The organism is Bacillus sp. SD127 (assembly GCF_058566445.1).
Map to the genome: position 1 here is coordinate 3,079,327 of NZ_CP191226.1, position 26,788 is coordinate 3,106,114.

General features: G+C 46.1%; 31 protein-coding genes, 1 pseudogene and 1 riboswitch. Of the genes and pseudogenes, 14 read left to right on the forward strand and 18 right to left on the reverse strand.

Going from position 1 to position 26,788, the window contains the following annotated elements; all coding sequences use genetic code 11:
* Positions 1 to 57: 57 nt before the first annotated feature.
* The 9 genes from argD to ACQVGS_RS16145 form a co-directional block, all read right to left on the reverse strand.
* Positions 58 to 1,215 (reverse strand): acetylornithine transaminase, encoded by a 1,158-nt coding sequence (gene argD / locus ACQVGS_RS16105; protein WP_400152486.1) that lies wholly within the window; start codon positions 1,213 to 1,215, stop codon positions 58 to 60.
* Positions 1,212 to 1,988, reverse strand: a complete 777-nt coding sequence (gene argB / locus ACQVGS_RS16110) for an acetylglutamate kinase (RefSeq protein ID WP_044156412.1) — start codon at positions 1,986 to 1,988, stop codon at positions 1,212 to 1,214. The genes argD and argB overlap by 4 nt, the downstream gene beginning before the upstream one ends.
* Before the next feature lie 14 nt (positions 1,989 to 2,002).
* A complete protein-coding gene (gene argJ, locus ACQVGS_RS16115) occupies positions 2,003 to 3,223 on the reverse strand; it encodes a bifunctional ornithine acetyltransferase/N-acetylglutamate synthase (protein WP_400152488.1) in 1,221 nt (406 codons plus the stop codon).
* A 19-nt stretch (positions 3,224 to 3,242) separates the two neighbouring features.
* Positions 3,243 to 4,280: an N-acetyl-gamma-glutamyl-phosphate reductase gene (gene argC / locus ACQVGS_RS16120; protein ID WP_106020554.1), complete on the reverse strand. Its 1,038-nt coding sequence runs from the start codon at positions 4,278 to 4,280 to the stop codon at positions 3,243 to 3,245.
* A gap of 204 nt (positions 4,281 to 4,484) precedes the next feature.
* The gene (locus ACQVGS_RS16125) at positions 4,485 to 4,979 is read right to left on the reverse strand and encodes an MFS transporter (RefSeq protein ID WP_082687957.1); all 495 of its coding nucleotides are present in this window, start codon (positions 4,977 to 4,979) and stop codon (positions 4,485 to 4,487) included.
* 44 nt (positions 4,980 to 5,023) lie between these two features.
* Positions 5,024 to 6,454: an FAD-binding oxidoreductase gene (locus tag ACQVGS_RS16130; RefSeq protein ID WP_188323684.1), complete on the reverse strand. Its 1,431-nt coding sequence runs from the start codon at positions 6,452 to 6,454 to the stop codon at positions 5,024 to 5,026.
* A gap of 61 nt (positions 6,455 to 6,515) precedes the next feature.
* Positions 6,516 to 6,686 (reverse strand): YqaE/Pmp3 family membrane protein, encoded by a 171-nt coding sequence (locus ACQVGS_RS16135; protein WP_003224527.1) that lies wholly within the window; start codon positions 6,684 to 6,686, stop codon positions 6,516 to 6,518.
* Between the two features lie 63 nt (positions 6,687 to 6,749).
* Positions 6,750 to 7,058, reverse strand: a complete 309-nt coding sequence (locus ACQVGS_RS16140) for a metal-sulfur cluster assembly factor (RefSeq protein WP_003224525.1) — start codon at positions 7,056 to 7,058, stop codon at positions 6,750 to 6,752.
* 63 nt (positions 7,059 to 7,121) lie between these two features.
* Entirely contained in the window at positions 7,122 to 7,889 is a 768-nt protein-coding gene (locus tag ACQVGS_RS16145) for a prolyl oligopeptidase family serine peptidase (protein ID WP_024120892.1), read from the reverse strand.
* Between the two features lie 119 nt (positions 7,890 to 8,008).
* Between ACQVGS_RS16145 and ACQVGS_RS16150 the strand changes: the two genes are divergently transcribed.
* From ACQVGS_RS16150 to ACQVGS_RS16160, 3 genes are all read left to right on the forward strand, one after another.
* Positions 8,009 to 8,821: a Cof-type HAD-IIB family hydrolase gene (locus tag ACQVGS_RS16150; RefSeq protein WP_151174920.1), complete on the forward strand. Its 813-nt coding sequence runs from the start codon at positions 8,009 to 8,011 to the stop codon at positions 8,819 to 8,821.
* A gap of 103 nt (positions 8,822 to 8,924) precedes the next feature.
* Positions 8,925 to 9,077: a hypothetical protein gene (locus ACQVGS_RS16155; protein WP_024120890.1), complete on the forward strand. Its 153-nt coding sequence runs from the start codon at positions 8,925 to 8,927 to the stop codon at positions 9,075 to 9,077.
* Positions 9,078 to 9,275, forward strand: coding sequence for a DUF3813 domain-containing protein (locus ACQVGS_RS16160; RefSeq protein ID WP_003224518.1), 198 nt, complete (start codon positions 9,078 to 9,080; stop codon positions 9,273 to 9,275). It abuts the gene before it with no gap.
* Positions 9,276 to 9,306: 31 nt separating this feature from the next.
* Here ACQVGS_RS16160 and ACQVGS_RS16165 read toward each other — a convergent pair whose 3' ends face one another.
* The gene (locus ACQVGS_RS16165; protein WP_338021172.1) at positions 9,307 to 9,762 is read right to left on the reverse strand and encodes a BsuPI-related putative proteinase inhibitor; all 456 of its coding nucleotides are present in this window, start codon (positions 9,760 to 9,762) and stop codon (positions 9,307 to 9,309) included.
* A gap of 18 nt (positions 9,763 to 9,780) precedes the next feature.
* Positions 9,781 to 10,623 carry a YitT family protein gene (locus ACQVGS_RS16170; protein ID WP_024120888.1) on the reverse strand — a complete coding sequence of 281 codons (843 nt, stop codon included), beginning with the start codon at positions 10,621 to 10,623 and terminating at the stop codon, positions 9,781 to 9,783.
* A 138-nt stretch (positions 10,624 to 10,761) separates the two neighbouring features.
* Between ACQVGS_RS16170 and ACQVGS_RS16175 the strand changes: the two genes are divergently transcribed.
* Positions 10,762 to 11,616, forward strand: coding sequence for a DegV family protein (locus ACQVGS_RS16175; RefSeq protein WP_095713640.1), 855 nt, complete (start codon positions 10,762 to 10,764; stop codon positions 11,614 to 11,616).
* A gap of 42 nt (positions 11,617 to 11,658) precedes the next feature.
* Here ACQVGS_RS16175 and ACQVGS_RS16180 read toward each other — a convergent pair whose 3' ends face one another.
* The 4 genes from ACQVGS_RS16180 to ACQVGS_RS16195 form a co-directional block, all read right to left on the reverse strand.
* Positions 11,659 to 13,281, reverse strand: a complete 1,623-nt coding sequence (locus ACQVGS_RS16180) for a M4 family metallopeptidase (protein WP_106020556.1) — start codon at positions 13,279 to 13,281, stop codon at positions 11,659 to 11,661.
* A gap of 136 nt (positions 13,282 to 13,417) precedes the next feature.
* A complete protein-coding gene (locus ACQVGS_RS16185; RefSeq protein ID WP_024120885.1) occupies positions 13,418 to 13,711 on the reverse strand; it encodes a DUF3784 domain-containing protein in 294 nt (97 codons plus the stop codon).
* Positions 13,712 to 13,730: 19 nt separating this feature from the next.
* On the reverse strand, positions 13,731 to 14,318 hold the full coding sequence (locus tag ACQVGS_RS16190) for an HAAS signaling domain-containing protein (RefSeq protein ID WP_106020557.1): 588 nt from the start codon (positions 14,316 to 14,318) through the stop codon (positions 13,731 to 13,733).
* The gene (locus ACQVGS_RS16195; protein WP_010333707.1) at positions 14,315 to 14,662 is read right to left on the reverse strand and encodes a PadR family transcriptional regulator; all 348 of its coding nucleotides are present in this window, start codon (positions 14,660 to 14,662) and stop codon (positions 14,315 to 14,317) included. The genes ACQVGS_RS16190 and ACQVGS_RS16195 overlap by 4 nt, the downstream gene beginning before the upstream one ends.
* Before the next feature lie 181 nt (positions 14,663 to 14,843).
* Between ACQVGS_RS16195 and ACQVGS_RS16200 the strand changes: the two genes are divergently transcribed.
* The 3 genes from ACQVGS_RS16200 to ACQVGS_RS16210 are packed head-to-tail and all read left to right on the forward strand — an operon-like array spanning position 14,844 to position 16,881.
* Complete coding sequence (locus ACQVGS_RS16200; RefSeq protein WP_106020558.1) at positions 14,844 to 15,380, forward strand: SdpA family antimicrobial peptide system protein; 537 nt, start codon at positions 14,844 to 14,846, stop codon at positions 15,378 to 15,380.
* Positions 15,365 to 16,300: a sporulation-delaying protein SdpB family protein gene (locus ACQVGS_RS16205; RefSeq protein ID WP_106020559.1), complete on the forward strand. Its 936-nt coding sequence runs from the start codon at positions 15,365 to 15,367 to the stop codon at positions 16,298 to 16,300. The genes ACQVGS_RS16200 and ACQVGS_RS16205 overlap by 16 nt, the downstream gene beginning before the upstream one ends.
* Positions 16,297 to 16,881, forward strand: coding sequence for a sporulation delaying protein family toxin (locus ACQVGS_RS16210; RefSeq protein WP_024120881.1), 585 nt, complete (start codon positions 16,297 to 16,299; stop codon positions 16,879 to 16,881). The genes ACQVGS_RS16205 and ACQVGS_RS16210 overlap by 4 nt, the downstream gene beginning before the upstream one ends.
* A gap of 53 nt (positions 16,882 to 16,934) precedes the next feature.
* On the opposite strand, the pseudogene ACQVGS_RS16215 reads toward ACQVGS_RS16210, so the two are convergent.
* A pseudogene (locus tag ACQVGS_RS16215) lies at positions 16,935 to 17,833 on the reverse strand (CvfB family protein).
* Between the two features lie 98 nt (positions 17,834 to 17,931).
* On the opposite strand from ACQVGS_RS16215, the gene ACQVGS_RS16220 reads away from it, so the two are divergent.
* From ACQVGS_RS16220 to ACQVGS_RS16250, 7 genes are all read left to right on the forward strand, one after another.
* Entirely contained in the window at positions 17,932 to 18,423 is a 492-nt protein-coding gene (locus tag ACQVGS_RS16220) for a YajQ family cyclic di-GMP-binding protein (RefSeq protein WP_044156433.1), read from the forward strand.
* A 107-nt stretch (positions 18,424 to 18,530) separates the two neighbouring features.
* Positions 18,531 to 18,648: riboswitch (SAM riboswitch) on the forward strand.
* Between the two features lie 90 nt (positions 18,649 to 18,738).
* Positions 18,739 to 20,577, forward strand: a complete 1,839-nt coding sequence (locus tag ACQVGS_RS16225) for a bifunctional homocysteine S-methyltransferase/methylenetetrahydrofolate reductase (RefSeq protein WP_095713646.1) — start codon at positions 18,739 to 18,741, stop codon at positions 20,575 to 20,577.
* A 98-nt stretch (positions 20,578 to 20,675) separates the two neighbouring features.
* Positions 20,676 to 21,125 carry a GNAT family N-acetyltransferase gene (locus ACQVGS_RS16230; RefSeq protein WP_101860826.1) on the forward strand — a complete coding sequence of 150 codons (450 nt, stop codon included), beginning with the start codon at positions 20,676 to 20,678 and terminating at the stop codon, positions 21,123 to 21,125.
* 4 nt (positions 21,126 to 21,129) lie between these two features.
* Positions 21,130 to 21,981, forward strand: coding sequence for a GNAT family N-acetyltransferase (locus tag ACQVGS_RS16235; RefSeq protein WP_400152499.1), 852 nt, complete (start codon positions 21,130 to 21,132; stop codon positions 21,979 to 21,981).
* Between the two features lie 89 nt (positions 21,982 to 22,070).
* Complete coding sequence (locus ACQVGS_RS16240) at positions 22,071 to 23,339, forward strand: MFS transporter (protein ID WP_024120875.1); 1,269 nt, start codon at positions 22,071 to 22,073, stop codon at positions 23,337 to 23,339.
* Between the two features lie 8 nt (positions 23,340 to 23,347).
* A complete protein-coding gene (locus ACQVGS_RS16245) occupies positions 23,348 to 24,463 on the forward strand; it encodes a mandelate racemase/muconate lactonizing enzyme family protein (RefSeq protein WP_400152501.1) in 1,116 nt (371 codons plus the stop codon).
* 95 nt (positions 24,464 to 24,558) lie between these two features.
* Complete coding sequence (locus ACQVGS_RS16250) at positions 24,559 to 25,188, forward strand: YitT family protein (RefSeq protein ID WP_010333695.1); 630 nt, start codon at positions 24,559 to 24,561, stop codon at positions 25,186 to 25,188.
* Positions 25,189 to 25,233: 45 nt separating this feature from the next.
* Here ACQVGS_RS16250 and ACQVGS_RS16255 read toward each other — a convergent pair whose 3' ends face one another.
* Together ACQVGS_RS16255 and ACQVGS_RS16260 are read right to left on the reverse strand one after the other, a co-directional pair.
* Complete coding sequence (locus tag ACQVGS_RS16255; RefSeq protein WP_095713651.1) at positions 25,234 to 25,992, reverse strand: phosphosulfolactate synthase; 759 nt, start codon at positions 25,990 to 25,992, stop codon at positions 25,234 to 25,236.
* Positions 25,989 to 26,672 (reverse strand): 2-phosphosulfolactate phosphatase, encoded by a 684-nt coding sequence (locus tag ACQVGS_RS16260; RefSeq protein WP_127695488.1) that lies wholly within the window; start codon positions 26,670 to 26,672, stop codon positions 25,989 to 25,991. The genes ACQVGS_RS16255 and ACQVGS_RS16260 overlap by 4 nt, the downstream gene beginning before the upstream one ends.
* Positions 26,673 to 26,788: the final 116 nt, after the last annotated feature.

A 26,788-nucleotide genomic window follows, 5' to 3' on the forward strand; every position in this document is an offset into this window, starting at 1 on the left:
CTCTTGATGAATAATTAATTATAAAAATGAATTTTTATGCTTTTACATCGAAAAAAATTACAGATTGACAGCGGAATGCTGAGCAATCGCTTGTTTCAGCTTGCTGACGGCTTCTGTTATTTCATCCTTTGTCACGGTGAGCGGCGGCAGCAGACGAATCACGTTCGGTCCGGCCGGCAGTACGAGCAAGCCTAATGTCTGCAATTCAGCAATGATGTCTGCAACCGGCCCATCACACTCAATTCCAAGCATTAATCCTTTGCCGCGGATTTGCTTCACAAAAGGACTCTTCAGTTCAGCCTCCAGCTGTTCTTTCAAAAACGCACCCTTATCAGCAGCCTCTTTCAGAAAGTCAGGCTGGAATACAACCTGCAATGTTGCATTGACGGCGGCCATCGCCAGCATATTCCCTCCGAAAGTCGTTCCGTGAGACCCAGGAGTAAACGCTGCTCCCAGCTCTTTCTTTCCGATTACCGCACCGACTGGAAAGCCGTTCCCCAATCCTTTTGCAGCCGTGATGATATCAGGTGAGAGGCCGAAGTGTTCGTATGCGAAGCCCTTTCCCGTCCGTCCAATGCCGGTCTGAATTTCATCTACGATCAGAAGCGCCTGCTTTTCCTTGCAAAACGACTGTACGGCTGTAAAAAATTCTGCACTGGCCGGATTGACTCCGCCTTCTCCCTGTACGGTCTCAAGCATTACCGCGGCTATGCCGTCTTCCTCCCCAAGAGCATCAAAAGCGCCAGGATCATTGTACGGGAGGTAGTGAAAGCCTTCCAGCATCGGACCGAAGCCTGTTTTGATTTTATCCTGTCCGGTAGCTGCCATCCCTGCATAGGTGCGGCCGTGGAATGATTGAAGAAATGTGATGATTTTCGTTTTTCCAGTTGCTTTTCGCGCCAGCTTAATCGCGCCTTCATTCGCTTCCGCTCCGCTGTTGCAGAAAAAAACGAGATCTCCGGCACTGTTTGCTGCTAACTGCTGTGCCGCTTGCTCCTGAAGACTGTTTTCAAACAGATTGGATACGTGCCATACGCTGTCGAGCTGTTTTTTGACCGCTTCTGTGACCGCTTCATGGCAGTGACCTAGGTTGGAAACCGCAATCCCTTGAATGAAATCGAGGTATGTTTTGCCGTTTTGATCCTCAACGTAAGTTCCCTTCGCTTTCTTTATCTCAATGTTCCACCGTCCGTAGGTTTGAAACAAGCTGCTCATGAAACAGCCTCCTTTGCTTTGACGATTTTTGTTCCTTGAAATGTTTGATCTGAGAAAAACGATCCTTTTCCATTTACGATCATCACTTCTGATACCTGATCCGATAATGCTGACAAGGCTGAATTGACCTTTGGTATCATCCCGCCTGTGATCACTTCCTGTTTAATGAGAGTCTGAATTTCCTCAGGGGTCAGGATGTCGAGACGCTGTTTTTCCTTCATAATTCCTTCCACGTCTGTGACGAACATCAGCTTATCGGCTTTCAGCGCCCCGGCGACTGCCGAAGCTGCAAGATCAGCATTGACATTCAGTGTTTTGTAATCGCTCGTCAAAGACAGGGGCGCAATTACCGGAATGATGCCTTCATCCATCAGCGCGTTTACCATAGAGGCATTAACTTTTTTAATTTCTCCGACTTCCCCGTATGTGTCCGGATCAAGATAGTCTGCTTCGAGAAGGCCTCCATCCTTGCCGGACACTCCCGCAGCCCGGAGCCCGTGTTTTGCAAGCTCGGCAACGAAAAATTTATTCACTGAGCCGGACAGTACCATTTCAGCGACTTCCAATACCGGTTTGGTTGTTTTCCGCTGTCCGCCTGCAAATTCTGTTTTGATGTTTAACCGTTTCAGCATATGTGTGATTTCCGGTCCGCCGCCGTGCACGATTGCCAATTTCCATCCTGACTCCATCAATTCTTTCAGGTTTTGAAAAAATTCTTCCGACAGCTCACGGATGACACTTCCCCCGCATTTAAAAACGATTGTTTTCTTCATTGTGCTCCCCTTTATTACGTGCGATAGCTCGCATTAATTTTGATATAATCATAGGTCAGATCACAGCCCCATGCTCTTCCGTTCCCGTCTCCTTCATGCATATTGATGACAATGGCTATCTCATCTCCTTCAAGATATTCTTTCGCGAGAGATTCAGAGAATGGCTGAGGCTCGTTGTTTTTAAACAGGCATTGGCCCCCGAGATAAACCTCTACTTCTTCAGCCTTCACCTGAGCCGCGCTGTGCCCGATAGCCCCGATAATGCGCCCCCAGTTCGCGTCTGTTCCGTATACAGCGGTTTTTACGAGGTTCGACCCGACAATTTTCTTGGCAATTACGTTTGCATCAAGATTGTTTTTCGCCCCTTTTACTTGGGCTTCGATTAGTTTTGTCGCGCCTTCTCCGTCTCTGGCAATCTCCTTAGCCAAATCTTCGCAAGCCATAAGAAGCGCTTTTTTAAAGAGCGGCCAGTCTTTATGATCTTCCGTAAGGCACTCATTTTCCGCGCAGCCATTTGCCATGACCAATACCATGTCATTGGTGGAGGTTTCTCCGTCAACTGTAATTTGATTAAAAGAGACGTCAGTGATGTCGCGGAGCGCTTTTTGCAGCGTTTTTTCTTCGATTGCCGCGTCTGTTGTCACAAACCCCAGCATCGTTGCCATGTTTGGGTGAATCATTCCGGAGCCTTTAGCCGCTCCGCCGATGGTGACTTTTTGACCGCCGATTGTCAGTTCATAGCACGTTTGCTTGATGACGGTATCTGTCGTTAAAATCGCTTCCTCGAAATCTCCAGATCCCGCAGGCGTTTCTTTCAAAAGCTCGATGCCGGCCTGAATGTTTTCCATATTTAAATGTTCGCCGATGACACCAGTTGAAGAAACGGCGACAAGCTCCGGCTCAATGCCCAGCTGTAAAGCGAGGCTCTCCCGCATTTTGTATGCATCCTCTAAGCCCTGTTCCCCTGTACAAGCATTGGCAATGGCGCTGTTGACAATGACTGCTTTCAGAGCTGATCCATGCTTTAAGCTGTCCTGTGTGACTTTAATCGGAGCCGCCTGAAAGTGGCTTTGCGTATAAACTGCCGCGCTCACTGCCGGTGTCTCGCTGATGATGACGCCAAGGTCTTTTTTCGAGTAGCGCAGCCCGCAATGCACGCCCTTTGCCTGAAATCCTTTTGGCGAGGATACATCGCCTTTTACTTTCACTATTTGATCTTCACTCAACTGAATCATGGTTCGATTCTCTCCTGTTCTATGGATAAATTGGTGTCATGGTAAGACCTGTCTCTTCGTTCCAGCCATTCATGATATTGAAATTTTGTACTGCCTGCCCAGCGGCACCCTTCATCAGATTATCAATTACCGATACGATCGTGACCCTGTTCGTTCTTTCGTCGAGGGTAACGGATACATCGCAGAAATTGCTGCCGAACACTTCCTTCGTTTGCGGGTAATGACCCTTTGGCCTCACTCTCACAAAATATGAATCTTGGTAAAATTCCGAATATAAATCGTGCAGATCTTCTGCAGATAGGTCAGATGTTAATTGCGTATACATTGTCGCCATGATTCCCCTTGTCATCGGAACCAAGTGAGCAGAAAATGTAATAGCCTTCAACTCTGGCTGCCATTCTTTTAAAGTCTGTTCAATCTCAGGGGTGTGCTGATGTTCATTTACTTTATAAATTTTAAAATTGTCGTTAAGCTCAGAAAAATGGGTTCCCATGGATGCTTTCCTCCCCGCACCGGAAACACCTGTTTTCGCATCAACGATAACGAACGATTCATCAAGCAGCTTTTTTTGAGCCAGAGGCGCGAGGCCTAGCAGTACAGCCGTCGGGAAACACCCCGGATTGGCGATGAGCTTCGCCTGCTGAATGTTCCTTTGATTCAGCTCCGAAAGACCGTAAACTGCCTCTTGAATTGTTTCTTTTGGTGCCGCTGTCCGTTTATACCACTTTTCATATACAGCAGGCTCTTGGATCCTCAGATCACCTGACAGATCAATAACCGAAATTCCCGCCTCTGCAAGCTGCGGAGTCAGTTCACTTGATACTCCCGGGGGCGCAGCAAGAAACATGACATCGATTTCCTGTTTGATTGTATTCATATCAATGGGCTTCAGCCTCTGCTCAGCCAAGCCGGTAAGATGAGGGTAAGCATTACTATAGACATTTCCTTCCCCGCTGGATGAATAAAGTATACATTCTTCTGTATGAGGATGATGTGTAAGAATCCTGACAAGTTCGGCGCCTCCATAACCCGTAGCGCCTACAATTCCTATTTTCAAAACGAATTCACCTTCTTGGTCTTTGTGAAATTATTTAACATTATAACATGAATAAAAATTAATTCAATCGTATATTTAATATTTTTATTCATTTATAAATTTTCTGTTCAATAAAAAAACCGGCTCTTAAAAAGCAGGCAGATATCGCTTCAAGTTGTTGGTACGGCGCCATTTGCAGCTGTATAAAAAAACAGGCTGACCGTGTCAGCCTGTTTTCATCATCATCAATCCGCTCAGAAAATATAGAATAGAGCTTGTATAAAAAATCATTTGCACCGTAAAAAAGTCGGCGAGAAAACCGCCGAGCATAATGGCAGCCGCTGAAAAAACAGCGGTCCAAAAATGATAATTCCCAATCTTTTTTCCGCGTTCCCCGGTGTCTGTAAAGTCGGCGATTAATACTTTTTCTCCGTGTTTTTGCATCGCCCCAAAGAGACCTAACAGCACTTGCACGATGTACACTTGAAGAACGCTGTTAACATGCGGGACATACAAAAGCAGAACCGCCATGCCCCATGAGTTCGCAAGCAGATAATAGCGGCTGTCGATCCTTTCAGAAAGCCGGCCGAGGAGCGGGTAAATGAGCGCTCCGCTCAGTCCGAATAATCCGTAGGAAAACCCGAACTGCGTGTAGCTTGAGCCGATATTCTTCACAAACAGAATATAAAACGGAAAGATTAAACTGCTTGCGAAAAACACGCTACTTTGTGAAAGTGTCAGCCATTTTAATTTGTTTTTCCCCATTATTTATACCTCTGATAAAAGTAATTCATAAACCGCTCATCCGGATCATACGTCTTTTTTTTCTGAAAAAACGCTTCGCTTTTCGGATACGCCTGTCTCATTTGCGCTTTTGTCTGATATGTCATATACGGCAGATAATAGCTTCCTCCGTGTTTGAGCGCAACGTCTGTCATGCGCCTGATGATCCTGGCAGCGTCAGCCTGGTCTTCTTTTGAAAAGCCCTCGTTGATTAAAAGCACGAGCGAAAACATATCATCCTTCGCATAAGACAGGTCGGCTTTTTCGTTTTTTTGCACATACCGGATCGTGATATTAAGCAGATTCAGGTCTTCGTGTGACAGCGTTTGTCTCAGGTCATCAATATAGGAAGCGTACTCCTTCACCGGCACAAAGTATTCCTGCAGCACGTCTGTATTTTCATTATTTTCGTATTCGAGAAATTTTGATTCTGACCGCATGACGTTATTGCGTGAGATCTTTGTTCCATTTTGGCTTAGAAAATAGGATTGCTGGGTATTCCACAGCCAGTTTCTGCCCCACCCGTACCTTCTTGACAGGCCGAGCGCGAATTTCGTCACCTGTGTATGCTCATCCTCTTTGAGATCGCTGTAAGATGTCAGCTGATCCTGCTCGTCTGATAATACGTAATTTGTGACATACATGTCTTTCAGAAATCCTTTTTCTGCTGTTGAGATGCGAGCGAGGTGCATACGGACACCGGGATTGCCTTTGACATGCTTTGTAAAATAGTCAGCGTATGTACTGTAGTTCATTTTTTCCGTCTGCATGACGTACAGCTCGTCATCCGTTAATTCAAGCTCAGCATCGAGAATCACGCCAAAAAGACCGTACCCGCCGATGACTGCTGAAAATAAGTCATCTTTTGGAGTGACAGTGACAATTGTGCCGTCGGCTTTTAAAAGACGGAATGATTTGACTGTATCAATCAGCGATCCATAGCGGATATCACGCCCGTGGGCATTGGCGCTGAGAGATCCTCCGATTGTAAAAATATTTTGTGACTGCATGACTTTTACCGCAAGCCCGTATGGATTTACGTATTTCTGTATGTCATTCCACGTCGCCCCGCTTTGGACCCTGATGGTTTTTTTCTCTTTATCGAAAGCGAGGATATTGTTGTAGCCTGTCATGTCGAGAACGATGCCGTCCTCGTAATATGTATGGCCGCCCATCGAATGCTGGGTTCCGGCTATTGAGATTTTTATGTTTTTTCGATTGGCCTCTTTGACTGTGTCAATGAGGTTATTTTCTTCCTGCCCTTTCACCGTCTGCTTAATTTTCACCGGCATCAAGCGGCTGACATCGGTCATCTCGCTGGAGCCGCTTTTTTGCTCTGAGTGAACAGAGTACGCAAACAGGGCCGCATACGCACCGGTGCACAGCGCGAATGCAAGCAATTTCTTTTTCATGGCGCTCTCCCTGCTGTTTTTTATGGCCATTATACCATGTTTGCGTCCTCTTTTTTCCAGATTATCGTCTTGCCCGTTTTTCAGCGCGGCGGTCAGCCACGATAAAACAAGCGTGAATGGCGCCCGGCAGCCAAAAAATGCATGTCAATATGAGATTGAGCAGGGCCTGAAACGGCTTTCCCGTAAACAAAACAGCAAGCGGCGGACATAGAACGGCAAGAAGGTACATCATTTTGCTTCACTCCTTTTCAGCTGTAAAAAGGACAGCCTCACAGTAAGGCTGTCCTCTTTTGTTTTATTGTATGCCAAGCGCGATTTTTGCATATCTTGACATTTTGTCCCGAGTCCACGGCGGATTCCACACAATGTGAACTTCCGTCTCTTTCACTTCCGGAATGTCCGCAAGCGCTTTTTTCACTTCATCCACAATAATCGGCGCTAAAGGGCATCCCATTGACGTCAGTGTCATTGTGACGTGCGTTAAGCCGTCTTCGTCCATATCAACATCGTATACTAACCCGAGGTTCACGATATCAACGCCAAGCTCAGGATCGACAACCTGTTCTAGGGCGCCCATAATGTTTTCTTTTAATGCTTCTTCCACGTTCCCTCACTCCTTTTTTCTACAGTATAACGTAAATCCGGTCTGTGTTTACACCTTTGTGCTTTATAAATGCGTTTCAAACCATTCAACGGTTTTTAACACAGCGGCCCGCGGCACTTTGTGATCGGCTCGTTCATCCGCAATAAACTGGAGATGTTCCGGCTGCTCGCTGTAGTAAGATTTGATCGTGTCATAAAATTTCCGGGTCGGCGCGTAAGGCACGACTTGGTCTTTAACGCCATGCCAAAATAAAAGCGGGCGCTGGCGAAGTTTCTCCGGCTGAAGGCTGAGATCCAGCACTTTAAGGCGCTCCATGAGCTCCCGCACCCTTTCCTCCGGCACATCGATATCAATGCCCTGAGATTTGATGTGGTCGATCTGCTGCTGAAACAGCTCGACATAATTCGGGCTTCCCATCAGGCTGACGCCGGCTTGTACCCAGTCATAAACCGTTAAGGCGCCAAGCGTTGTAATGCCGCCCATTGATGTACCCGCAAGCCCGATACGGCCGCCTTCTATCAGGCCTTCCTTCTCAAAATGGTTCTTGAGTACTTCAAGCTCTTCAATCTCGTTTAGCACGATGTCCCAAAAATGGCCGGCCAGCTTTTCAACAGCCATTTGCTCTCCCCGTTCACCATGGTGCAGAGCCTCCGGCAGAACGGCTCTAAAGCCCTTCTCCGCAAGCAGATAAGCAATATGAAGGTTGTGTTCCTTTGCGCTTGCAAAGCCATGTATAAAGAAAACAAGAGGAACAGCACGGTGCCGGTTCTCTTCTTTTACAATATGTAAAAACGGAATGCCGGAAACGGTCTGATTTTCAATTTGAATCACAATGTCCCCTCCTTAGGATAACCATAATCATAAGTGTAACATGTAGACAATAAAGATGGTAAAAAGCTACACTGTCATTAAGGCAACTCGCGTAAAATCTTAGGTTAAAGGAGCTTTTCATGGAGACAAAACCCTATGTAATCGCATTAGATTTAGATGGAACATTATTAAAGGACGATAAAACAATATCAGAAAACACCCTTCAAACGATACAGCGCCTAAAAAATGACGGACATTACGTCTGCATCTCCACCGGCCGGCCGTACCGTTCAAGTTCCATGTACTATGAGCAGATGAATCTGACAACGCCGATCGTCAATTTCAATGGAGCATTTGTTCACCATCCGCAAGATGACAGCTGGGGACGGTATCATACCTCACTGCCGCTTCAAGTTGTCAAACAGCTTGTGGATATCAGCGAGACTTACAACGTACATAATATACTTGCTGAAGTCATCGATGATGTGTACTTCCATTATCATGATGAGCATCTGATTGATGCCTTTAACATGAACACAACAAATGTCACCGTCGGCGATTTGCGTGAAAATCTCGGTGAGGATGTCACCTCTGTTCTCATCCATGCGAAAGAGGAAGATGTGCCAGAGATACGCGCTTATTTAACAGATGTGCACGCCGAGGTGATCGATCACAGAAGATGGGCAGCCCCGTGGCATGTGATTGAGATTATTAAAAGCGGCATGAACAAAGCGATTGGCTTGCAGAAAATCAGCGATTACTACGGCGTGCCGCGAGAACGGATCATCGCTTTTGGCGATGAAGATAACGACCTGGAAATGCTCGAATTTGCAGGATGCGGCGTTGCCATGGGAAATGGAATTGACGCAGTCAAGCAGATCGCTGACAAAACGACGGTTTCCAATGAAGAAGACGGCGTTGCCCAATTTTTGAAAGAATATTTTTCAATATAAAGAGCGAAGTGTTTTAATTTTTCCCACTTATAAACCTTTACAGCCCCAGCATACTATAGGAGACGACTCATCTCGTCAAAGTATGGAAGGGGGCAGTCTCACAATGGGTAAACGAAGCAAATCCAAAAGGTTTATTCAGCAGGGTAAAGACTCCATCGGGCAACACGCCGCAAGATTTCCATATCGGTCTACTTTAGAAGAAGCTCACCAGCATGCCGCGGCACGAGACTCGGCTGAAAGGCAGTATGAATATTAAATGAGAAACGAACTGTTTCAGCAGGCGAAATCATTTGTTCAACAGGCTGTCATGGTGACAAACGGCTTTGAGGAAGGCGATCAGGAGCAAGCGATTCTGAGGGCCAAAAATGCTGTGTCTTCTGCGTATGCCAATTCGACAGATGCGGAACGTCAACAGCTTCATCAATTTCAAGATCAACTGGATAAATTGCAATAAAAAAAAGGCTATGGCGATTCGCCATAGCCTCTTATTTGACTTCAAATTGCTGAACCGACTGAACCTGCTTGAGATTTTCCGCTTTGCCCTTAAATGTTACCTTCACCTCGTAAGTTCCCGGCTCCGGTACTTCCTTCCACTCATCAGTGAAATCATAGGTTTCTCCCGGTTCAAGCGTCAGGTTTTGAAAAGCCTGTGTAAACATTTTGTCTTTCGAATAACGGTATCTTTCTTTGTGTTCTGAATCGTACACGACAAGTTCAAATTTTTGTCCCGTGCTGAATTGAAACTCCACACTGCGTTCGCTTTGGTTCTTCAGTGACATGTTAAACTTGATTTGTTCAGGCTCCTGAATTGCGTCAACAGATAAAACAACCTCTTGATTCTCCATTCCGCCTGATACCTCCTTATCGGGTTCTGTCCGCTCATTTTTCCCGCAGCCCATTAAAAGCACCACAGGCAAGAGCATCACAAGCAGCCGTTTCACGACTTCCACCTGCTTTCGTCAGTCTTTTCTAAAGAAACCAAAAATCCCGGTCGTTTGGACAATGTTTGTAAATGCTTTCGGGTCCACTTCTTTTACAATTTTTTCTAAATCGTACAATTCATACCTCGTGATGACGATAATCATCATTTCTTTCTGCTCGTTTGTAAAAGCTCCTTTGGCTGGGACAGTCGTTATGCCCCGCACCATTTTTCCATAAATGGCTTCTTTGATTTCGTCCGCTTTTTTCGTCACAATCATTGCTGTCAGCTTCATGTGCCGGGTATGAATCGCGTCGATCACCCTCGTTGTCACATACAAAGTAACAAGGGTATATAAAGCTTTCTCCCAACCTTGCAATAATCCTGCCGTCAGAATGATAATCCCGTTCAGAATAAAGAAATACGTGCCGACGGGTTTATCCTTCCACTTGGCCAGCACCATAGCGACGATATCAAGGCCGCCTGTCGAAGCGCCGTACTTTAATGTTAAACCGATTCCGACCGCGGAAATCACGCCGCCGAATACCGCGTTCAGCAGGATGTCATGAGACAGTCTCATTTCCGGCAGGATTCCCATAAACAATGTGGTCAGTGCGACACTCAAAATGCTGTACACCGTAAACGATCTGCCGACCTTCAGCCATCCTAAAATACCGACCGGAATATTTAAGAGGAACAAGAGCGTTCCCGTCGATATGTAGAAAGGGGCATATTGGTCAACGACGCTTGATAAAAGCTGGGCGACACCCGTGAATCCGCTGGCATATACATCTGCCGGAATCAGAAATAAGTTCAGCCCGGCCGCATTAAGTAAGGCCCCGATGATGACGATGAGTAATTTTTTTGTTTGATCTAGTACCATGGCATGTTCCTCCGCTCATTCTTCTTTATTATGTTTTCCCTTAAAACAAATATTTGAACACGATTTTGACAAATTAATATGATATAGTTGGCTTAAATCACATGATGACGAGCGATAAACGGAAAGAAGGGAAGCAAAATGACAGTTCATCTCATCGCTGACAGCGCCGCTGATCTGCCTCGTTCTTATTTTGAGGAAAACGGCATTGGCTTTATCCCGCTTAGGGTTTCTCTCGGCGACAAAGAATATGAAGATGCAGTCACGATTCATTCGGAACAAATATTTGAAGCGATGCAAAATGGGGAAGCGCCAAAGACGTCCCAAGCCTCACCGCAAACAATTAAAAATGTATTTTTGCAATATGCCAAAACAGGAGAGCCCGCACTTTACATCGCTTTTTCCTCAGGACTCTCCGGCACCTATCAGACAGCCGTCATGATCGCCAATGAAGTGAAGGAAGAATTCCCCGATTTTGATTTGCGGGTGATTGATTCCAAATGCGCTTCATTAGGCTGCGGTCTGGCCGTCCGGCATGCACGCGAACTCTGTATCAACGGAAATACAATACAAGAAATTGAAACGTCTGTAAAGAGCTTTTGCGCACAGCTTGAGCACATTTTTACAGTCGATGATTTAACGTACCTCGCCCGGGGCGGCCGAATTTCAAAAACGTCCGCTTTTGTCGGCGGTCTGCTTAATATTAAACCGCTTCTTCATATGGAGGACGGCAAGCTTGTGCCTCTTGAAAAAATCCGCGGACAGAAAAAGCTGTTCAAACGGATTATTGAATTAATGAAAGAGCGAGGAGACAATTGGAGCGATCAAACCGTCGGGATCAGCTATGCCGCTAACGAAGGAACAGCCAATGAAATGAAACACTTGATCGAAGACGCGTTCAAGCCGAAAGACATCATCATGCACTCCATCGGCTCTGCTGTCGGATCCCATTCCGGGCCGGGCACACTGGCCATATTTTTTCTGGGTAGATCATAATAAAACAGCCAGGCTAAAAAAGCCCTGGCTGTTTTTTCATTTTTATTGAATTCCGACTGCGTCATATGCCTTTTCGACAGAAGCTGATTGCTTCGAGTCTTCACCGTATAAATCATTGGCAGCTTCGATAGCCGCTTGCTTCATCATGCTGAAGTCTGAAGAAGGCGTTACGTAATATGTCAAAGCCCGGTAATAAATTTGCTCACAAGCTTCACGCCCGATCCCCTCAACCCGCACATCATGGTGCACGCCGCCTTCTGCGAGAAGATATGCCGCTTTATTGTGGATCGACGAATTAATATGCACCCCGCCGTAATCCTCTGTGCCCGTATAACGGTTTGAATAATGATCCGGATTCCCCTGCTTGGAAGGGTCCTCTAATGAACGTAAAGCATCCCCGCGTACATCCGGCGTATATACATCCTCGCCGATTTCCCAGTCATCCCGGTCTGTCATCGCCGCCATAATATCAGAAATGGATTCGTTTAACGCGCCGGGTTCTCCCTGATATAAAAGGCCGGCGGAATACTGGGTGACCGCGTGTGTCATTTCATGCGCCACAATGTCGAGCGATCCGGACAGCGGCTTAAACCTAGCGCCGTCACCATCCCCGTACACCATCTGCACACCGTTCCACGCCGCATTGTTCCACTGTGTTCCCACATGTACGGTAGACGTAATTCTCGCGCCGTTTTGATCAAAAGAATGGCGGCCGAACGTGCGGCTGTAATAGTCGTAAACGGTTTGTGCGTTTGCATGGGCATCTACAGCCGCCGGGTCATGAAATACGGACGTGCCGCTGACCACTTCACTGCCTGTATACCCGATCAATTGAGACAAAAGGGTAAACAAGGTTTCGTTCAGGTTCTTTGCGTCAAAAGTATTTATCCCTTTTCCCCTTGTTTCGTCAGCCAAATAATAACGCCCATTCTGTTCAGTTACTTCAAAGCTTTTTTCTTCGCCTGATACGCCGATCCCTGTACCGGCTGCTTCATGAATGGCATTAAAAGAATCGATGACCTTTCCGCTTTTGGCATGAATGAAATAATGCCAATAACCAGGCTCAGGTTCAGACGTCGAAAGTCTTACAAGGTAGGCAAGATCATATGCGCCTTCGTGCGGATAAATATATAATTCGGCTTTCGGTTCTCCGTCAACATACTCGATTTTTCCAATGGAGGCCTCAAGCGCACGGCGCGCTGTATGTATGGCTTTTTTCTTAGATACAGACGGTGTGACAGATATGTCATTTATTTGCGGGTGCACCTTCCCGAAGAAACTTTTCACTTGTTTGTTTTCCTTCATCGCGACCGCCTGTCCAAAGCCGTAAACAGGAATCCCTTTATACACTTCCTCTAATTTAAAAAATGTTTGTTTTGTCTTTGAATCCTTTATTGTTTTTGAAATGCGAAAATGTCTGTTCGCGTTTCCTTTGAGCTTAAAATGGGTTTGTTGCTTGTCCAGATATGAAAATAGCGCTTCTTTCTGCGTTAGGTTTTGAGCTGGCTGCCATGATGGCTGTGATTTTTCGATGATGTATGAAGGGGTTTGATACGTATGGTCGTATTTGATGCTTTGATCTGCTGAGGCATTTGATGCAAAAACACATTGAGCCGCCGTGCATAAGCCGGCCATAAACAGAGATGTTTTGAACAGTGTACGCAAAACACCACATCCTTCCTGTTTTGGAATCTATTTTTTCGTTCATCCTAACAAAAAAACCGAAACTTGTATGTGGTGCTTCGTTCCTATTTTCAGGAAAAAGAAAGAAGGACAGAGCTTTCGCTCCGTCCTTCAGCTCCTATTCTACCAGTTTTTTATTCACGTAAATAATAACCCCTGCGCCATATGCCAAAATAAGCGGCGGAATCAGCTGCTCCTGGCCTTGAAATGAGATAAAGCTGTTCAGCAGAATGAACAAACCGGAATTCAAGAAAAAGTAGCCTGCTATTCTGGCCAGCCGATCCTTATCCCGGATACGTGCCTCATTAAACCCCGCCAGCATCCACGTCTGTTTTTTGATCCCGACAAAATAGGCTACCACAAAGAATAAAAGCGAAATGACAATTAATAGATAATTGATGCTGATCTCCATATTACAGCCTCCTACAACATTACTTGACGTTTAAATAAAGAAAAAAAGCGGCACAGCTAACCACAATCAGCAGAAGGACGACGAATGCATTGATAAGCGGCTGCACAAGAAGCAGAACAGCCAAAAACAGCAGATAGCCCGCACCGACCCTAGAAATCGTGACAATCTCATGTTGAGAGCGCATTTTGTTTTTTCTTACACCCGCAAACATCATTAACTTCTTCCGCTTCCACACATAGCCTGCGAGCACCGCCAAATAAAGAGCCAATGGCACATATCTGTATGAGGGCGGCAGCAGCGGCAGGAGTATGATTACAGCAATGAGAAAAACTGAAAGTCCGCTTTTTCCTAACACAGAACCCCTCCGTTTCTGTTCCTCCCCTTCGCCCATCATCGCTTCGGCAAGCTCTTTCGGATGAGAAAACTCATTTTCAACAGCTTCCCGCAGATCCTCTACACCATGGCCGGCATTCAATCTGTCTTGTACAAAAGCGGTTAAATGGCCCTTCAGTTCGGCTAGCGTGTTTTCTCTCTCTACTTCAGGCATATTCGCCAGCTCAGCGTTTAGTTCCTCCGTATAGCGGTCAATGATGTGCTGTGCATTCATAGCAAATCCCCCGATAAAGACAATAAAGCTTGATGGGTTTCCAGGTACTTCTCCAGCCGTTCTTTTAACATCTCTTCTCCTTTTTGCGTCATTTTGTAGTACTTCCTTTTCGGGCCGTCCAAAGAATCTTGCCAAAAAAATTCGACCCAGTCCTTCTCCGTCATCCGTTTCAAAATGGGATAAATCGCACCCTCTGAAATAGCCAGTGCCGGGGTTGTTTTTAAGGACGATGTCAGCTCATAACCATACATCGGTTTTGAGCGCAGCAGGGATAAAATAGCCAGCTCGAAAATCCCTTTGCGAAATTGAACAATCCAGCGGTCGTTAATTTGATTCGTTTTCATGGTTTAAATATATCGAAAAAATCACTATATATCAATGACATATAGCTATGAAAAATGTCCTATTTTTCCCATTAACAAAAATGGAATTTCTCATACTTTTTAACCTTTTTATTACAAAAATGTTTTTATATTATGAAAAGTAAGAAAAGTGAATTTCTTCAGTTTGAAAAGGAGCAGTCGAATGCAGAAATCGATATCATTTTTTATCATTTTTTCAGTCCTCTGGGGGTCTTTATTTCTGTTTTCAATCATTGGCAGCTTAGGGACAACCCCGATTCCGCTGACAAAGGACTCCAAATTTCTCATGTCCAGCGTCATTCCTCAAGGCTGGGGCTTTTTCAGCAAAAACCCCCGTGATACCTCCATCGGCTTATATGAAGATGGAGATGCCAGCGCCAAGGTCAGGTGGCCTAATATGAGGGCTGATAATCTATTCGGCCTGTATCGTTATGGGCGATCGCAGGGCGTAGAAATGGGCGTGATCTACAGCCAAGTCGGCAAGGAACAGTGGACAGAATGTAAAGAAACGGACCTGAGTGCCTGCAAAAGCAAAGCCAAAACCGTTCAGCTGCAAACACCGGCGCCCCGCCCGCTGCTTTGCGGCAGCTATTATTTGACGAAAGAGGACATCGTTCCATGGAGCTATTCTAAATACACCGCTTCGTCTTATCAGGTAAAAAGCATAGTCAAGGTTGTGATCTCATGCTCGAAAACATAAAACAGACCATCACCGGATGGGACCAAAAAAACCCGTGGACAAATGTATACGGACTCGCGCGAAGCATTATTGCTTTATCCAGCCTGCTGACGCTGCTTGTCAATCATCCGAGCCTCATTATGAAGCCAGCCAGCGGAATCAGCAGTTACCCTGCTTGTAAAATGAATCTCAGTCTCTTTTGCCTCGGCGAAAATAACTATATGATGTTAAATCTGTTCAGGTGGGTCTGTATTGCCATTCTGGTGCTTGTTGTGATCGGGTGGCGCCCCAGAATCACCGGGATTCTCCATTGGTATGTCAGTTACAGCCTGCAGTCGTCGTTAATTGTCATCGACGGAGGCGAGCAGGCAGCCGCGGTTATCACATTTTTGCTGATTCCTATCACGCTGACTGACCCGAGAAAATGGCATTGGAGCGGAAGGCCTGATGACCCAGAGGGCCAAAGAACAATTGGTAAAATCACAGCTTTTATTTCTTATTTTGTCATCAGACTTCAAGTAGCGGTACTTTACTTCCACTCTACTGTCGCTAAGCTGTCTCAGCAGGAATGGGTGGACGGAACGGCCGTCTATTATTTCGCCCAGGAAAAAACCATCGGCTTCAACGGCTTTTTTCAGGCTTTAACGAAGCCGTTTGTATCAAGTCCGTTTGTGGTGATTCCGACATGGGGGACGCTTCTCGTTCAGATTGTCATCTTTGCGGCACTGTTCGCGCCGAAGAAGCATTGGAGATTGATTTTAATCATCGCTGTTTTTATGCACGAGATATTCGCGGTTATGCTGGGTTTAATCAGCTTTTCACTCATCATGGCCGGCATTTTGATATTGTATCTCACTCCAATTGATTCCACGTTTCAATTTACATATATACGCAGACTGAAGTGGAATAAAAAAGAAAAGAAGGGAGAGGTTTCAGTTTGAAGAAGGCGTTTCTTGTATTTTTGTCGGTTGTATTGGTGACGACAGTGTTTTTGGTGAAGCAGCAGGAAAGTGTAGCACAGGCGAAGCAGCTTGAGTATTCAGGTGAAGAGATTTTTAAAGGGTTTGTGTTTGCTCAGGGTGAAGTGGGCAAAAAGCTTCCAGAGGTATTTAATAAAGCCATGACTGACAAGCTCAACACAAAACAGGCAAAGGCTTTTGCCAATCAGGTTGTTGCTGATATCAAAAAAGAGGATGCTGACTTTTTTGACAATCTGAAGAAAGCTGTTTACAGCAAAGATGCAATGAAGGTGGATGAACTGCTGAAAAAAGCAGGTCAAATCGTTGAAGAAAAAGTAGAAGCTGCAAAGGACATCGCCGCTTCCAAGGATGATACGTCCAGAGTTCAAGCCGAGCTCGTCAACACGGTCGATACCGCTAACTATTTCTATTATGTTTCTTATGTTGCCGCAGCCGGTGCGCTGATTCTTGTCATTCTTGCCATTGATATTACGCCGATCGCGATTTCAGACAATGTGGATCGCGAAATGGCAATCAGAACGCTGGTTGATGAATTAAATTAGAATTAAAAAAGGCTCGCTCCGCAGTTCTGCTGCAGGCGAGTCTTTTTCATGCATTATTTTTTCTCGTATGTCCAGCCGTCTTCCTGATACACTTTTCCGTTTTTCATTAAGTGGCCAAGCGCCCGTTTAAAGGCAGCCTTGCTCATGTTAAAACGTTCTTTGATATCATCGGGCTGGCTTTTGTCGCTGTACGGCATGGCGCCGTTTCTCGTTCTTAAATACGTTAGAATATACTCGGCATCAACAGACAGCGCATCCTGCTTTCTCGGAAGAAGCGACATATTCACTGAGCCGTCTTCCTTCACTTGAATCACACGTCCTGTCACTCTTGAGCCGAGTCTAGGCTCTTCTTTTCTTTCTGATGAATGAATAAAACCGCGGATTCCGTCATCCGTAATGATGAACGATCCTGAAGCGATCAGCCTGTACACCGTTCCGGTCAGCTCTTTATTCATCAGATCGTCTGAAGCGTCCGTAAACAGCTCGCTGATGATATCCTCCGGTGCGGGTTTGGCAAACATGCGCCCCCGATTTGTCACCTTCAGCATACAGTAGAGCTTATCCCCTTTTTGCGGCCAGACATCTTCATACGGCGGCAGATGCTCTGTTGCGACAAGCGCGTCTTTCGAAAGGCCGACATCGACGAATACGCCCATATCATCTACCGTGTCCACCACTTCTACCCATCCGTACTCATCAGCGCTGATGACCGGAATTTTCATCGTTGCTGCAAGCCGTTCCTGCTGGTCAACGTATATAAAGACCTCTACCTCATCTCTGTCTTCTATATCCTCTGTCACTTCACTGTTATGTAAGAGAATCGTATCTTCTCCATCGGTTAAAAAGTAACCGAAGTCCGTTTCGTGATCTATACTCAAGGTTAATTGCTGCCCTGGTCTCATGCTATCGTCCTTCCTCTTCCCGCTTATTTCACTGCGGATCTTGTTAACATTTTTTCCAATCATCACAAATTGATTCTTTGTTTTGTTGGAAGTTTCTCTTTATTCTACTATAATCAACACATAAGTTAAATGTTATGGAGGTTTTCATATGGCAAAAGAAAGTTCATTTGATATTGTATCCAAGGTGGAACTCCCTGAAGTGCAAAACGCGATTCAAATCGCACTGAAGGAAATCAGCACACGCTATGACTTCAAAGGGAGCAAAAGCGACATTTCATTAGATAAAGAAGAGCTTGTTCTTGTTTCCGATGACGAATTCAAATTAAGCCAGCTCAAGGATGTGCTTGTCAGCAAATTGATTAAGCGCAGCGTGCCGACAAAAAACATTGATTACGCCAAAATTGAGAACGCGTCCGGCGGCACCGTACGCCAGCGCGCAAAGCTTGTTCAAGGGATTGACAAAGACAACGCCAAAAAAATCAATACCATCATCAAAAACTCCGGACTGAAAGTAAAATCTCAAGTGCAGGATGATCAAGTGCGTGTCACCGGAAAAAACAAGGATGATCTTCAGCAGGTTATCGCAGCAGTTCGAGGTGCCGATCTGCCAATTGACGTTCAATTTATAAATTTCAGATAAATTTTCTGATTCCTATTGATTATTGTCTTTATTTTCGGTAAATTTGGAGAAAGGGAAAATGCCAGGCATCTTTTGGCAGCTCCTGAACATGTAAAATTTCATATCCGTTCTTATCAAGAGAAGCAGAGGGACTGGCCCGACGAAGCTTCAGCAACCGGTGTAATGGCGCATTGCCATGACCAAGGTGCTAAATCCAGCAAGCTCGAACAGCTTGGAAGATAAGAAGAGACAATATCACTGACAAAGTCTTCTTCTTAAGAGGACTTTTTTTATTTCTCTTTTTTCCTTGCTGAATGTGAATAAAGGAGGCAGACAATGGGACTTTTAGAAGATTTGAAGAAACAGGTGTTAATCGGTGACGGCGCAATGGGCACGCTGCTTTACTCCTTCGGAATAGACAGGTGCTTTGAGGAGCTTAATCTTTCAAAACCTGAGGAAATTCAGCGTATACATAAAGCCTATGTCGAAGCGGGAGCAAACATCATTCAGACCAACACGTACGGAGCGAACTATATTAAATTATCGAGACACGGCCTTGAAGATGACATCAAAAAAATGAATCAGGAGGCTGTAAAAATCGCGCGGGCTTCCGCCGGCGATGCGTATGTGCTCGGGACGATGGGCGGCATCCGCACGTTTAACAAAAATGCGTACAGCCTTGACGAAATCAAACGAAGCTTTCGCGAACAGCTGTATTTACTGCTGCATGAAGAGCCGGACGGTTTGCTGTTAGAAACGTATTATGATTTGGAAGAAGCCCGTGCAGTGCTGAAAATCGCCCGAAAAGAAACCGATCTTCCGATTATGCTGAATGTATCCATGCATGAGCAAGGCGTACTTCAGGATGGAACGCCGCTTTCTGATGCGCTGCGCTCGGTTGCGGATCTCGGTGCCGATATCGTCGGCATTAACTGCCGGCTCGGCCCTTACCACATGATTGAAGCGCTCAGTGAAGTGCCGATTTTTGATGACGTGTTTTTATCTGTCTACCCGAACAGCAGCCTCCCCTCACTCGAAGAAGGCCGGCTTGTATATGAAACTGACGACAAGTATTTTCAAAACAGCGCGGCTGAGTTCCGCAAGCAAGGCGCGCGGATTATCGGCGGCTGCTGCGGCACCACGCCAAACCACATCCGGGCTATGGCAGAGGCTGTGGGCGGACTCGCCCCTGTTACGGAAAAGCATGTAAAGGTTCGGGCAAAGGAATTGGTGACCGTTCAGCACGAACGGACAGAGCCGGGATTAAATGAAATCGCTGCGGAAAAGCGCTCAATTATTGTTGAGCTGGACCCGCCGAAGAAATTGAGCTTTGACAAATTTCTGTCCGCCGCTGCCGAATTAAAAGAAGCGGGAATCGATGCCCTGACGCTCGCCGATAACTCACTGGCAACCCCGCGGATCAGCAATGTTGCCTGCGGCGCCCTTGTCAAGCAGCAGCTCGATATGCGGTCTCTTGTCCATATTACATGCCGGGACCGAAACATTATCGGACTCCAGTCACATTTAATGGGACTGGACACATTAGGGCTGCATGATGTGCTGGCGATTACCGGCGATCCTTCTAAAATCGGTGATTTCCCGGGTGCAACGTCTGTCTATGATTTAACATCCTTTGATTTAATCAGGCTGATTAAACAGTTCAATGAAGGGCTGTCTCTGTCCGGAAAACCGCTCGGAAAGAAAACCAATTTCTCAGTGGCCGCTGCTTTTAATCCAAACGTCCGCCATCTCGATAAAGCCGTAAAACGGCTGGAGAAAAAAATAGACTGCGGCGCTGATTATTTTATCTCACAGCCCGTCTATTCGGAGCAGCAGCTTGTCGATATTCATAATGAAACAAAGCATTTGAAGACTCCGATTTATATCGGCGTTATGCCGCTGACAAGCAGCCGGAACGCTGAGTTTATCCATAACGAAATTCCGGGCATCAAGCTGTCCGATTCCATCCGCGAAAAAATGGCGCGCGCCGGCGAAGATAAAGAGAAACAAAAGGCGGAAGGCCTTGCGATTGCACGCTCCCTGCTGGATACTGCCTGCGAGCTGTTTAACGGCATCTATTTAATCACGCCTTTTCTCAGATCTGACTTGACGTCGGAACTTACTTCTTACATTAAGCAAAAAGATGAACAGCGTCAGAATATTTATTTGCATTAAAATCGCTTTCTAAGACTGTCCGAACCAATTGGGCAGTCTTTTTCAAACCCGATTCGTGTTACGATATAGAAAATAAATCACATAGGAGGAGGAACATCATGCTTGAAGTGAAAACCATACCCGCAGAGGATACATATGAAATCAGGAACCGCATTTTGCGTCCCCATCAATCAATTGAACAATGCAAATATGAACAGGATCAAGCAGAAGGCTCTTTCCATCTCGGCGCTTTTTTTGAAGGAACGCTGATCAGCATCGCTTCCTTTTCTCCCGAAAATCAGCCGCTATTGACTGATTCACCCGCATATCGGCTTAGAGGCATGGCAACGCTCGAAGAATACCGTGATCAAAAAGCCGGAAGCACACTGATCACATACGCGGAGCAGAAGCTGGCCGATATGGGCGTGCAGGCGGTCTGGTGCAACGCAAGATACCATGTGAAAGGCTATTACGAAAAGCTTGGCTGGAAAGAACTTGGCGAGCCGTTTGAGATTTCCGGCATTGGCACCCATATTGTGATGTACAAAAAAACAGGAACAAGCAGGTGATGACATGCATTCAGCAATTGAGCTGATTCAGCTTACTGAAAAACATGTGCCCGGCCTATTGCATCTGTGCCGGCAAGCCGGGTGGCCGGATTACGGCGAACGAGAGCTGCAGTTGCTTGTAAAACATGGACGCTTCTTCGGGTATCAAAACAGCCAAGGAGACATCATCTCCTGCATCGGTTTGTTTTTGTATGGCCGACTTGCTTCTATCGGACTCGTTATCGTCGACAACGAGTACAAACGGCGAGGTCTGGGGCGGCGTATGGTGAACGCGTGTATCAGCCAAGTCGATGAAAACACCGCCATCATGCTTTGCGCCACGAAGGAAGGTTTGCCGATTTATGAAAAAGCCGGATTTCAAACAGCGGGTTCAATCCGCAAATACAGCTGTCAAAGCTTCAAGCCGCTTACAAAGCAGCATGACATTGAACTGACATCTTTTACAGAAAAGGATTTTCCGGAATTAATCGCGGCTGATCAAGCCGCCTTTGGCGGAGACAGAGCAGCACTTCTGCATCATTTGATCTCTCAATCAGCGGAATGTGTAATTGCCAAAAATAATGAAGGCACATTAATTGGCTATGGCTTATCTGTCCAGACACCGGCCAATCTGAAATTAGGACCGCTTATCGCACCGTCACCGGGTCTCGCTGCTGTATTGGTCAACAGGCTGGCTGCAGGAAAACAAGGACCGATGCGAATCGACGTGCCTGGGGACAGCCTGTTTCTGCATGACAGCCTGGAAGCAATGGGATTTCACTTAGACGATGAGCCCCCGCTTATGATGTACCAAAAAAAGACGCTGCCTGCACGAAACAGACAATTATTCGCTGTCATCTCACAAGCGCTCGGTTAACCCTTTTTTACCCGAACAGGAAGATTCTGTTCGGTTTTTTTAATGCCTTCAGGGACACTCTAAGCAGAAGAAAAGGAGTGTGCTTTGAGATGGAAACATCAAAACAAAATAACGGAATGACGATTGTAGCTATCGGTTCAATCCCTTTAATATTAACCCTTGGAAACTCTATGCTTATTCCTATACTGCCAAAAATGAAATCTGAACTTCATTTATCCCAATTTCAAGTCAGTCTCGTGATCACGGTGTTTTCCCTGATTGCGGCGTTTGCGATTCCGATTGTCGGCTATCTCGCAGACCGGTTTTCACGGAAAATCATCATTATTCCCTGCTTATTTTTGTATGGAGCAGGCGGATTGCTGGCCGGGTTTGCGGCAGGTTTTTTTGACAATGCTTATCCGTGGGTCATGGCTGGCCGGGCTCTTCAGGGTATCGGAGCAGCCGGAACGGGACCGATTGCGATGGCGCTGTCAGCGGACCTATTTAAAGGCGCGCAGGAAAGCAGAGTGCTCGGCCTTGTTGAAGCGTCAAACGGAATGGGGAAAGTTCTATCGCCGATTATTGGTTCACTTATCGCCCTGATCGTTTGGTATGGCGCATTTTTTGCCTTTCCTGTGTTTTGTATCATTTCAATCGTGCTGACTTGGATTTTTATTAAAGAAAAGGAAAAAGATAAAGAACCGCCTCCTATCGGAAAATATGCAAAAGGGCTGTTAAGTGTATTTAAGCATGAAGGCAGATGGCTGTTTACCGCTTATTTAGCCGGGGCTACCTGTTTGTTTACCTTATTCGGCATTTTGTTTTACCTATCAGACGTACTGGAAAAAACATACGATACAGATGGCGTCAAAAAAGGGCTGATTTTGGCGATTCCCCTTTTGGTCATGTGTGTGACATCTTATACGACGGGCAGCAAAATCGGGCAAAAGCAATCGTTAATGAAAAAGCTGATCGTCATCGGTTTAGCGTTTATGACTGTGTCTTACGCGGCACTGTCATTCATTGAAAATCTCGTCCTGTTTATCAGCGTTCTCGTGCTGAGCAGTATCGGTTCAGGCCTTGTCCTTCCTTGTATTAACAGCTTTATCACAGGCGCTGTCGGCAAAGAACGACGGGGTTTTGTGACATCGCTGTACGGATCAGTGCGTTTTCTGGGGGTGGCGATCGGGCCTCCTATTTTCGGGCGCTTGATGCAGTGGTCAAGACCCGGCATGTTCTTAAGCATTGCGGGCTTGACGCTGGTTGTCGGCATTCTTGTGCTCACGCTGATTCATGTCAAACAAAATAAAGACGAGACGAATGAAAAAGAAGAGCCTGCAATGAATGGCAATCGGCTTCAGCCGGCTGAGGAAAGGTAGCGTCCGGTTTGAAAATCGAACGGATCGAGACCTTTCCGCTCTTGCACCGATTAGAGAAACCTTACGGAGATGCAAACGGATTTAAACAATACCGGACATGCTATCTGATCAGAATTATCACAGAAAGCGGCATTGACGGCTGGGGAGAGTGCGCGGATTGGCTCCCGGCCCTGCATGTCGGTTTCACAAAACGAATCATTCCCTATCTCTTAGGTAAACAGGCAGGCAGCCGCCTGCCTTTAGTGCGCACAATCAAAAAATGGCATCAGCGGGCGGCATCGGCTGTAAGTATGGCACTGACGGAGATTGCGGCAAAAACAGCAGGTTGTTCCGTATGCGACATGTGGGGCGGGCGGTACAGAGAAGAACTCCCTGTATATGCCTCTTTCCAATCATATTCAGACCATCCGCAATGGATCAGCAGCTCGCTTACGAATGTTGAAGTTCAATTGAAACAGGGCTTCAATCAAATCAAAGTCAAAATCGGCGGGACAACCTTTGAGGAAGATGTGCGGCATATCACTGCCCTGCAAAACACGGCCGGCAGCTCTATTTCTATTATTCTGGACGCAAACCAAAGCTACGATACAGCAGCAGCTTTAAAGTGGGAGCGTCTTTTTTCGAAATGGACCAATATCAGCTGGCTGGAAGAGCCTCTGCCTTTTGACCAGCCGCAGGATTACACTTTTCTGCGGAGCCGTTTATCCATTCCTGTCGCCGGCGGAGAAAATATGAAAGGCGCGGCACAATTTGCGCCTCTCCTCTCACAGCGCTGCCTGGATATTATTCAGCCTGATGTCATGCATGTCAATGGAATCGATGAGTTTCGCGACTGCCTCCAGCTCGCGCGTTATTTCGGTGTGAGAGCGTCTGCCCATGCCTATGACGGCGCTCTTTCCCGGCTTTATGCTTTATTTACGCAGGCCTGTCTGCCTCCGTGGTCAAAAATGGAGAACGACCAAATTGAACCGATTGAGTGGGACGTAATGGAGAATCCTTTTACAGAACTGATCAGCCTTCAGCCTTCAAAAGGAATCGTGCACCTCCCGAAAGGAACAGGGATCGGCAGAGAAATCAATATGGAGATCATCAATCGGTATATGTGGGATGGTTCAGCGTTTTAAGCTGTCCCATCCCTTTATTTATAGACATAAATCATGGACAGCCTCATAAAATGGTAACAGCGGACAAGTCTTTTCATAAAGGAGCAAATGACTTAATGGCTGAACTGCTGATGAAAGCAAAACTCACGTTTATGATTGTCACAGGCGGTGTATTACAGGGACTCGGCATGTCCTTATTTTTATTTCCGCATGATATTCCGACAGGCGGGGCGGCAGGTATTGCGGTCTTATTGCACCATTTGTTTCACATTCCCCACGGCTTCTCGGTATGGGCTGTGAATGTGTCAATGCTTTTCACTGCTTTAAAATGGCTGGAGATGAGAACATTCACCGGCACTCTCGCCTCGATTACCGTCACCTCTGTATCGGTATTGATCTTCGATGTCATTTTTCCGGACATCACCTCAAACCTGTGGCTTGATTTGGCAAGCGGCGCTGTTTTATTAGGACTCGGCATCGGACTTTTATACAAATATAAAATTTCTAACGGAGGGTTTGGAGCCCTTGCTCTTATGATCTCAATTTACCGGGGCGGAAACCCGGGAACCATCTTGCTCATTATGAATTGCATCATTTTTATGATTACCGCATCAATTATTGCCTGGGGCATTGTGATTCAAGCTCTGATTTGCCAAGTGATATCAACAAGAGTCATCGACTTCATCTATAACATCCGCCTGACCTCTCTTCCCATACTTACGCCTATGTACCGTCATAAAAAATAATAGGCAAGAGGCTCTCCCGATACAGAGAGCCCTGCAGCCGCTGTTTTACAAATAAAAGGTATCGGATCTTAACCCCAAGCGCAAAGTCTCCAGAGCAATCGCATCATGAAATGAGATATTCGCCAGATTGACATTCGGCCCGATCCTTTGAATAAAACCTTGCTGGAGCGTTTTGTTCGGTGCTTCAAATATCATTCGGCTGATATCAATATCCGACAAAATGATATCATCAACGATTTGAAACCGGACATCTCCGCTGCTGGAACAGATCCCCCCTGTCCCGCTTTCCCTTGCTTCCGTAATCACTTTCTCTGCGCCTGCCTCCATATCTTCGAGAATATACTCAAGCCATTCCTCAGAGCACTGGCAGCTTGATACTTCCTCATCCTTGCTGCCCACCTCGCTGAGAACAAGAAATTCATCAGAAAAATCAGCAATATAAGCCGCTTTTTCTTTATTCGTCATCGGGAGAGTGCCGTTTGAAATCTCAATATATTCGCACCCGAAGTAGGTGCAGTACCGATGAAATTCGTTGACTTTATTCTGGCTTACATATTTCTCAAACAGCGTGCCGCCGAAGAAAAACTTCACGTCATGCTCTTTCAGGGAGCTGATTTTTTCTTCAAGGTCTTTCGTAAGTAATGAAGTGCCCCAGCCGAACTTCACAAAATCTATATAGTCGGATGCCGCGCCTATCACATCTTTGAAAAACTGTAAGGGGTAGCCGTTGTCGATTAAAATGGTCTGTCCGTTTTCCCTCGGTTTACTTGTTCTCATTGGCAATTCTAGTGAAAAATCATTCATATCATGACCCTCTCAATCGTTGGAACTTCTCTTTCTTGTTTTACTTTCATCACGAAATCGCCCATTATTTCTTTTGTACAGTACGCAATATCTTCCGGTTCAAATAACGGCTGGCTCCTGTCAAAAAACTTCTCCGCAACGGATGAGTTTTTGATTCTTTCAATCACTTCGGCCGCCGCACCATTCGTCCCTTCTATGATGCCTTTGATATATTCCGCACACGCCATATCATCATCACCTGACGGATGGGAAGCCACAATGTTCAGCACACAATCTTTTGCAGCGAGCTTATTCACATATTCCGCTGTTGTTCTGGCATTAGAAAATCCGGTCACAAAAAGATGCTTGGCCTTCAGCGCTCCTAACGCCGCTGTGACGCCGTTTGTCGTTTTCTGGATCAGCCGCTTATCCGCCATATCCTGCTCTGCCATACGTTTTGGAGAATTATCCAAATCAAATCCTTTGATTCCGACCCCCTTTTCCTCTCCTGTTAATACATAATCCGGATAGGTTTCTTTCAACTTGAAAGCTTCTTCAGTTGTCCGGACCAAGAGAATTTCTTTCGCCCCGCCGATAAAAGCAAAATGGGCCACGGTAAAGGCTCGAATGACGTCAATAACGATATTGATATCTGCCGGGACAAGTGAATGATGATGCCCCTGATAAATGGTAATCGGCATAATACCTCTCCTTGGGCATAAAACCATTTTGCTAAAAAGCATATTCAGCTGGTCTCTTATTGGTTCCGCCGCGCCTCCGTCTCCTCATTTTAGGCGGCCGCACACCTAAAAACCCT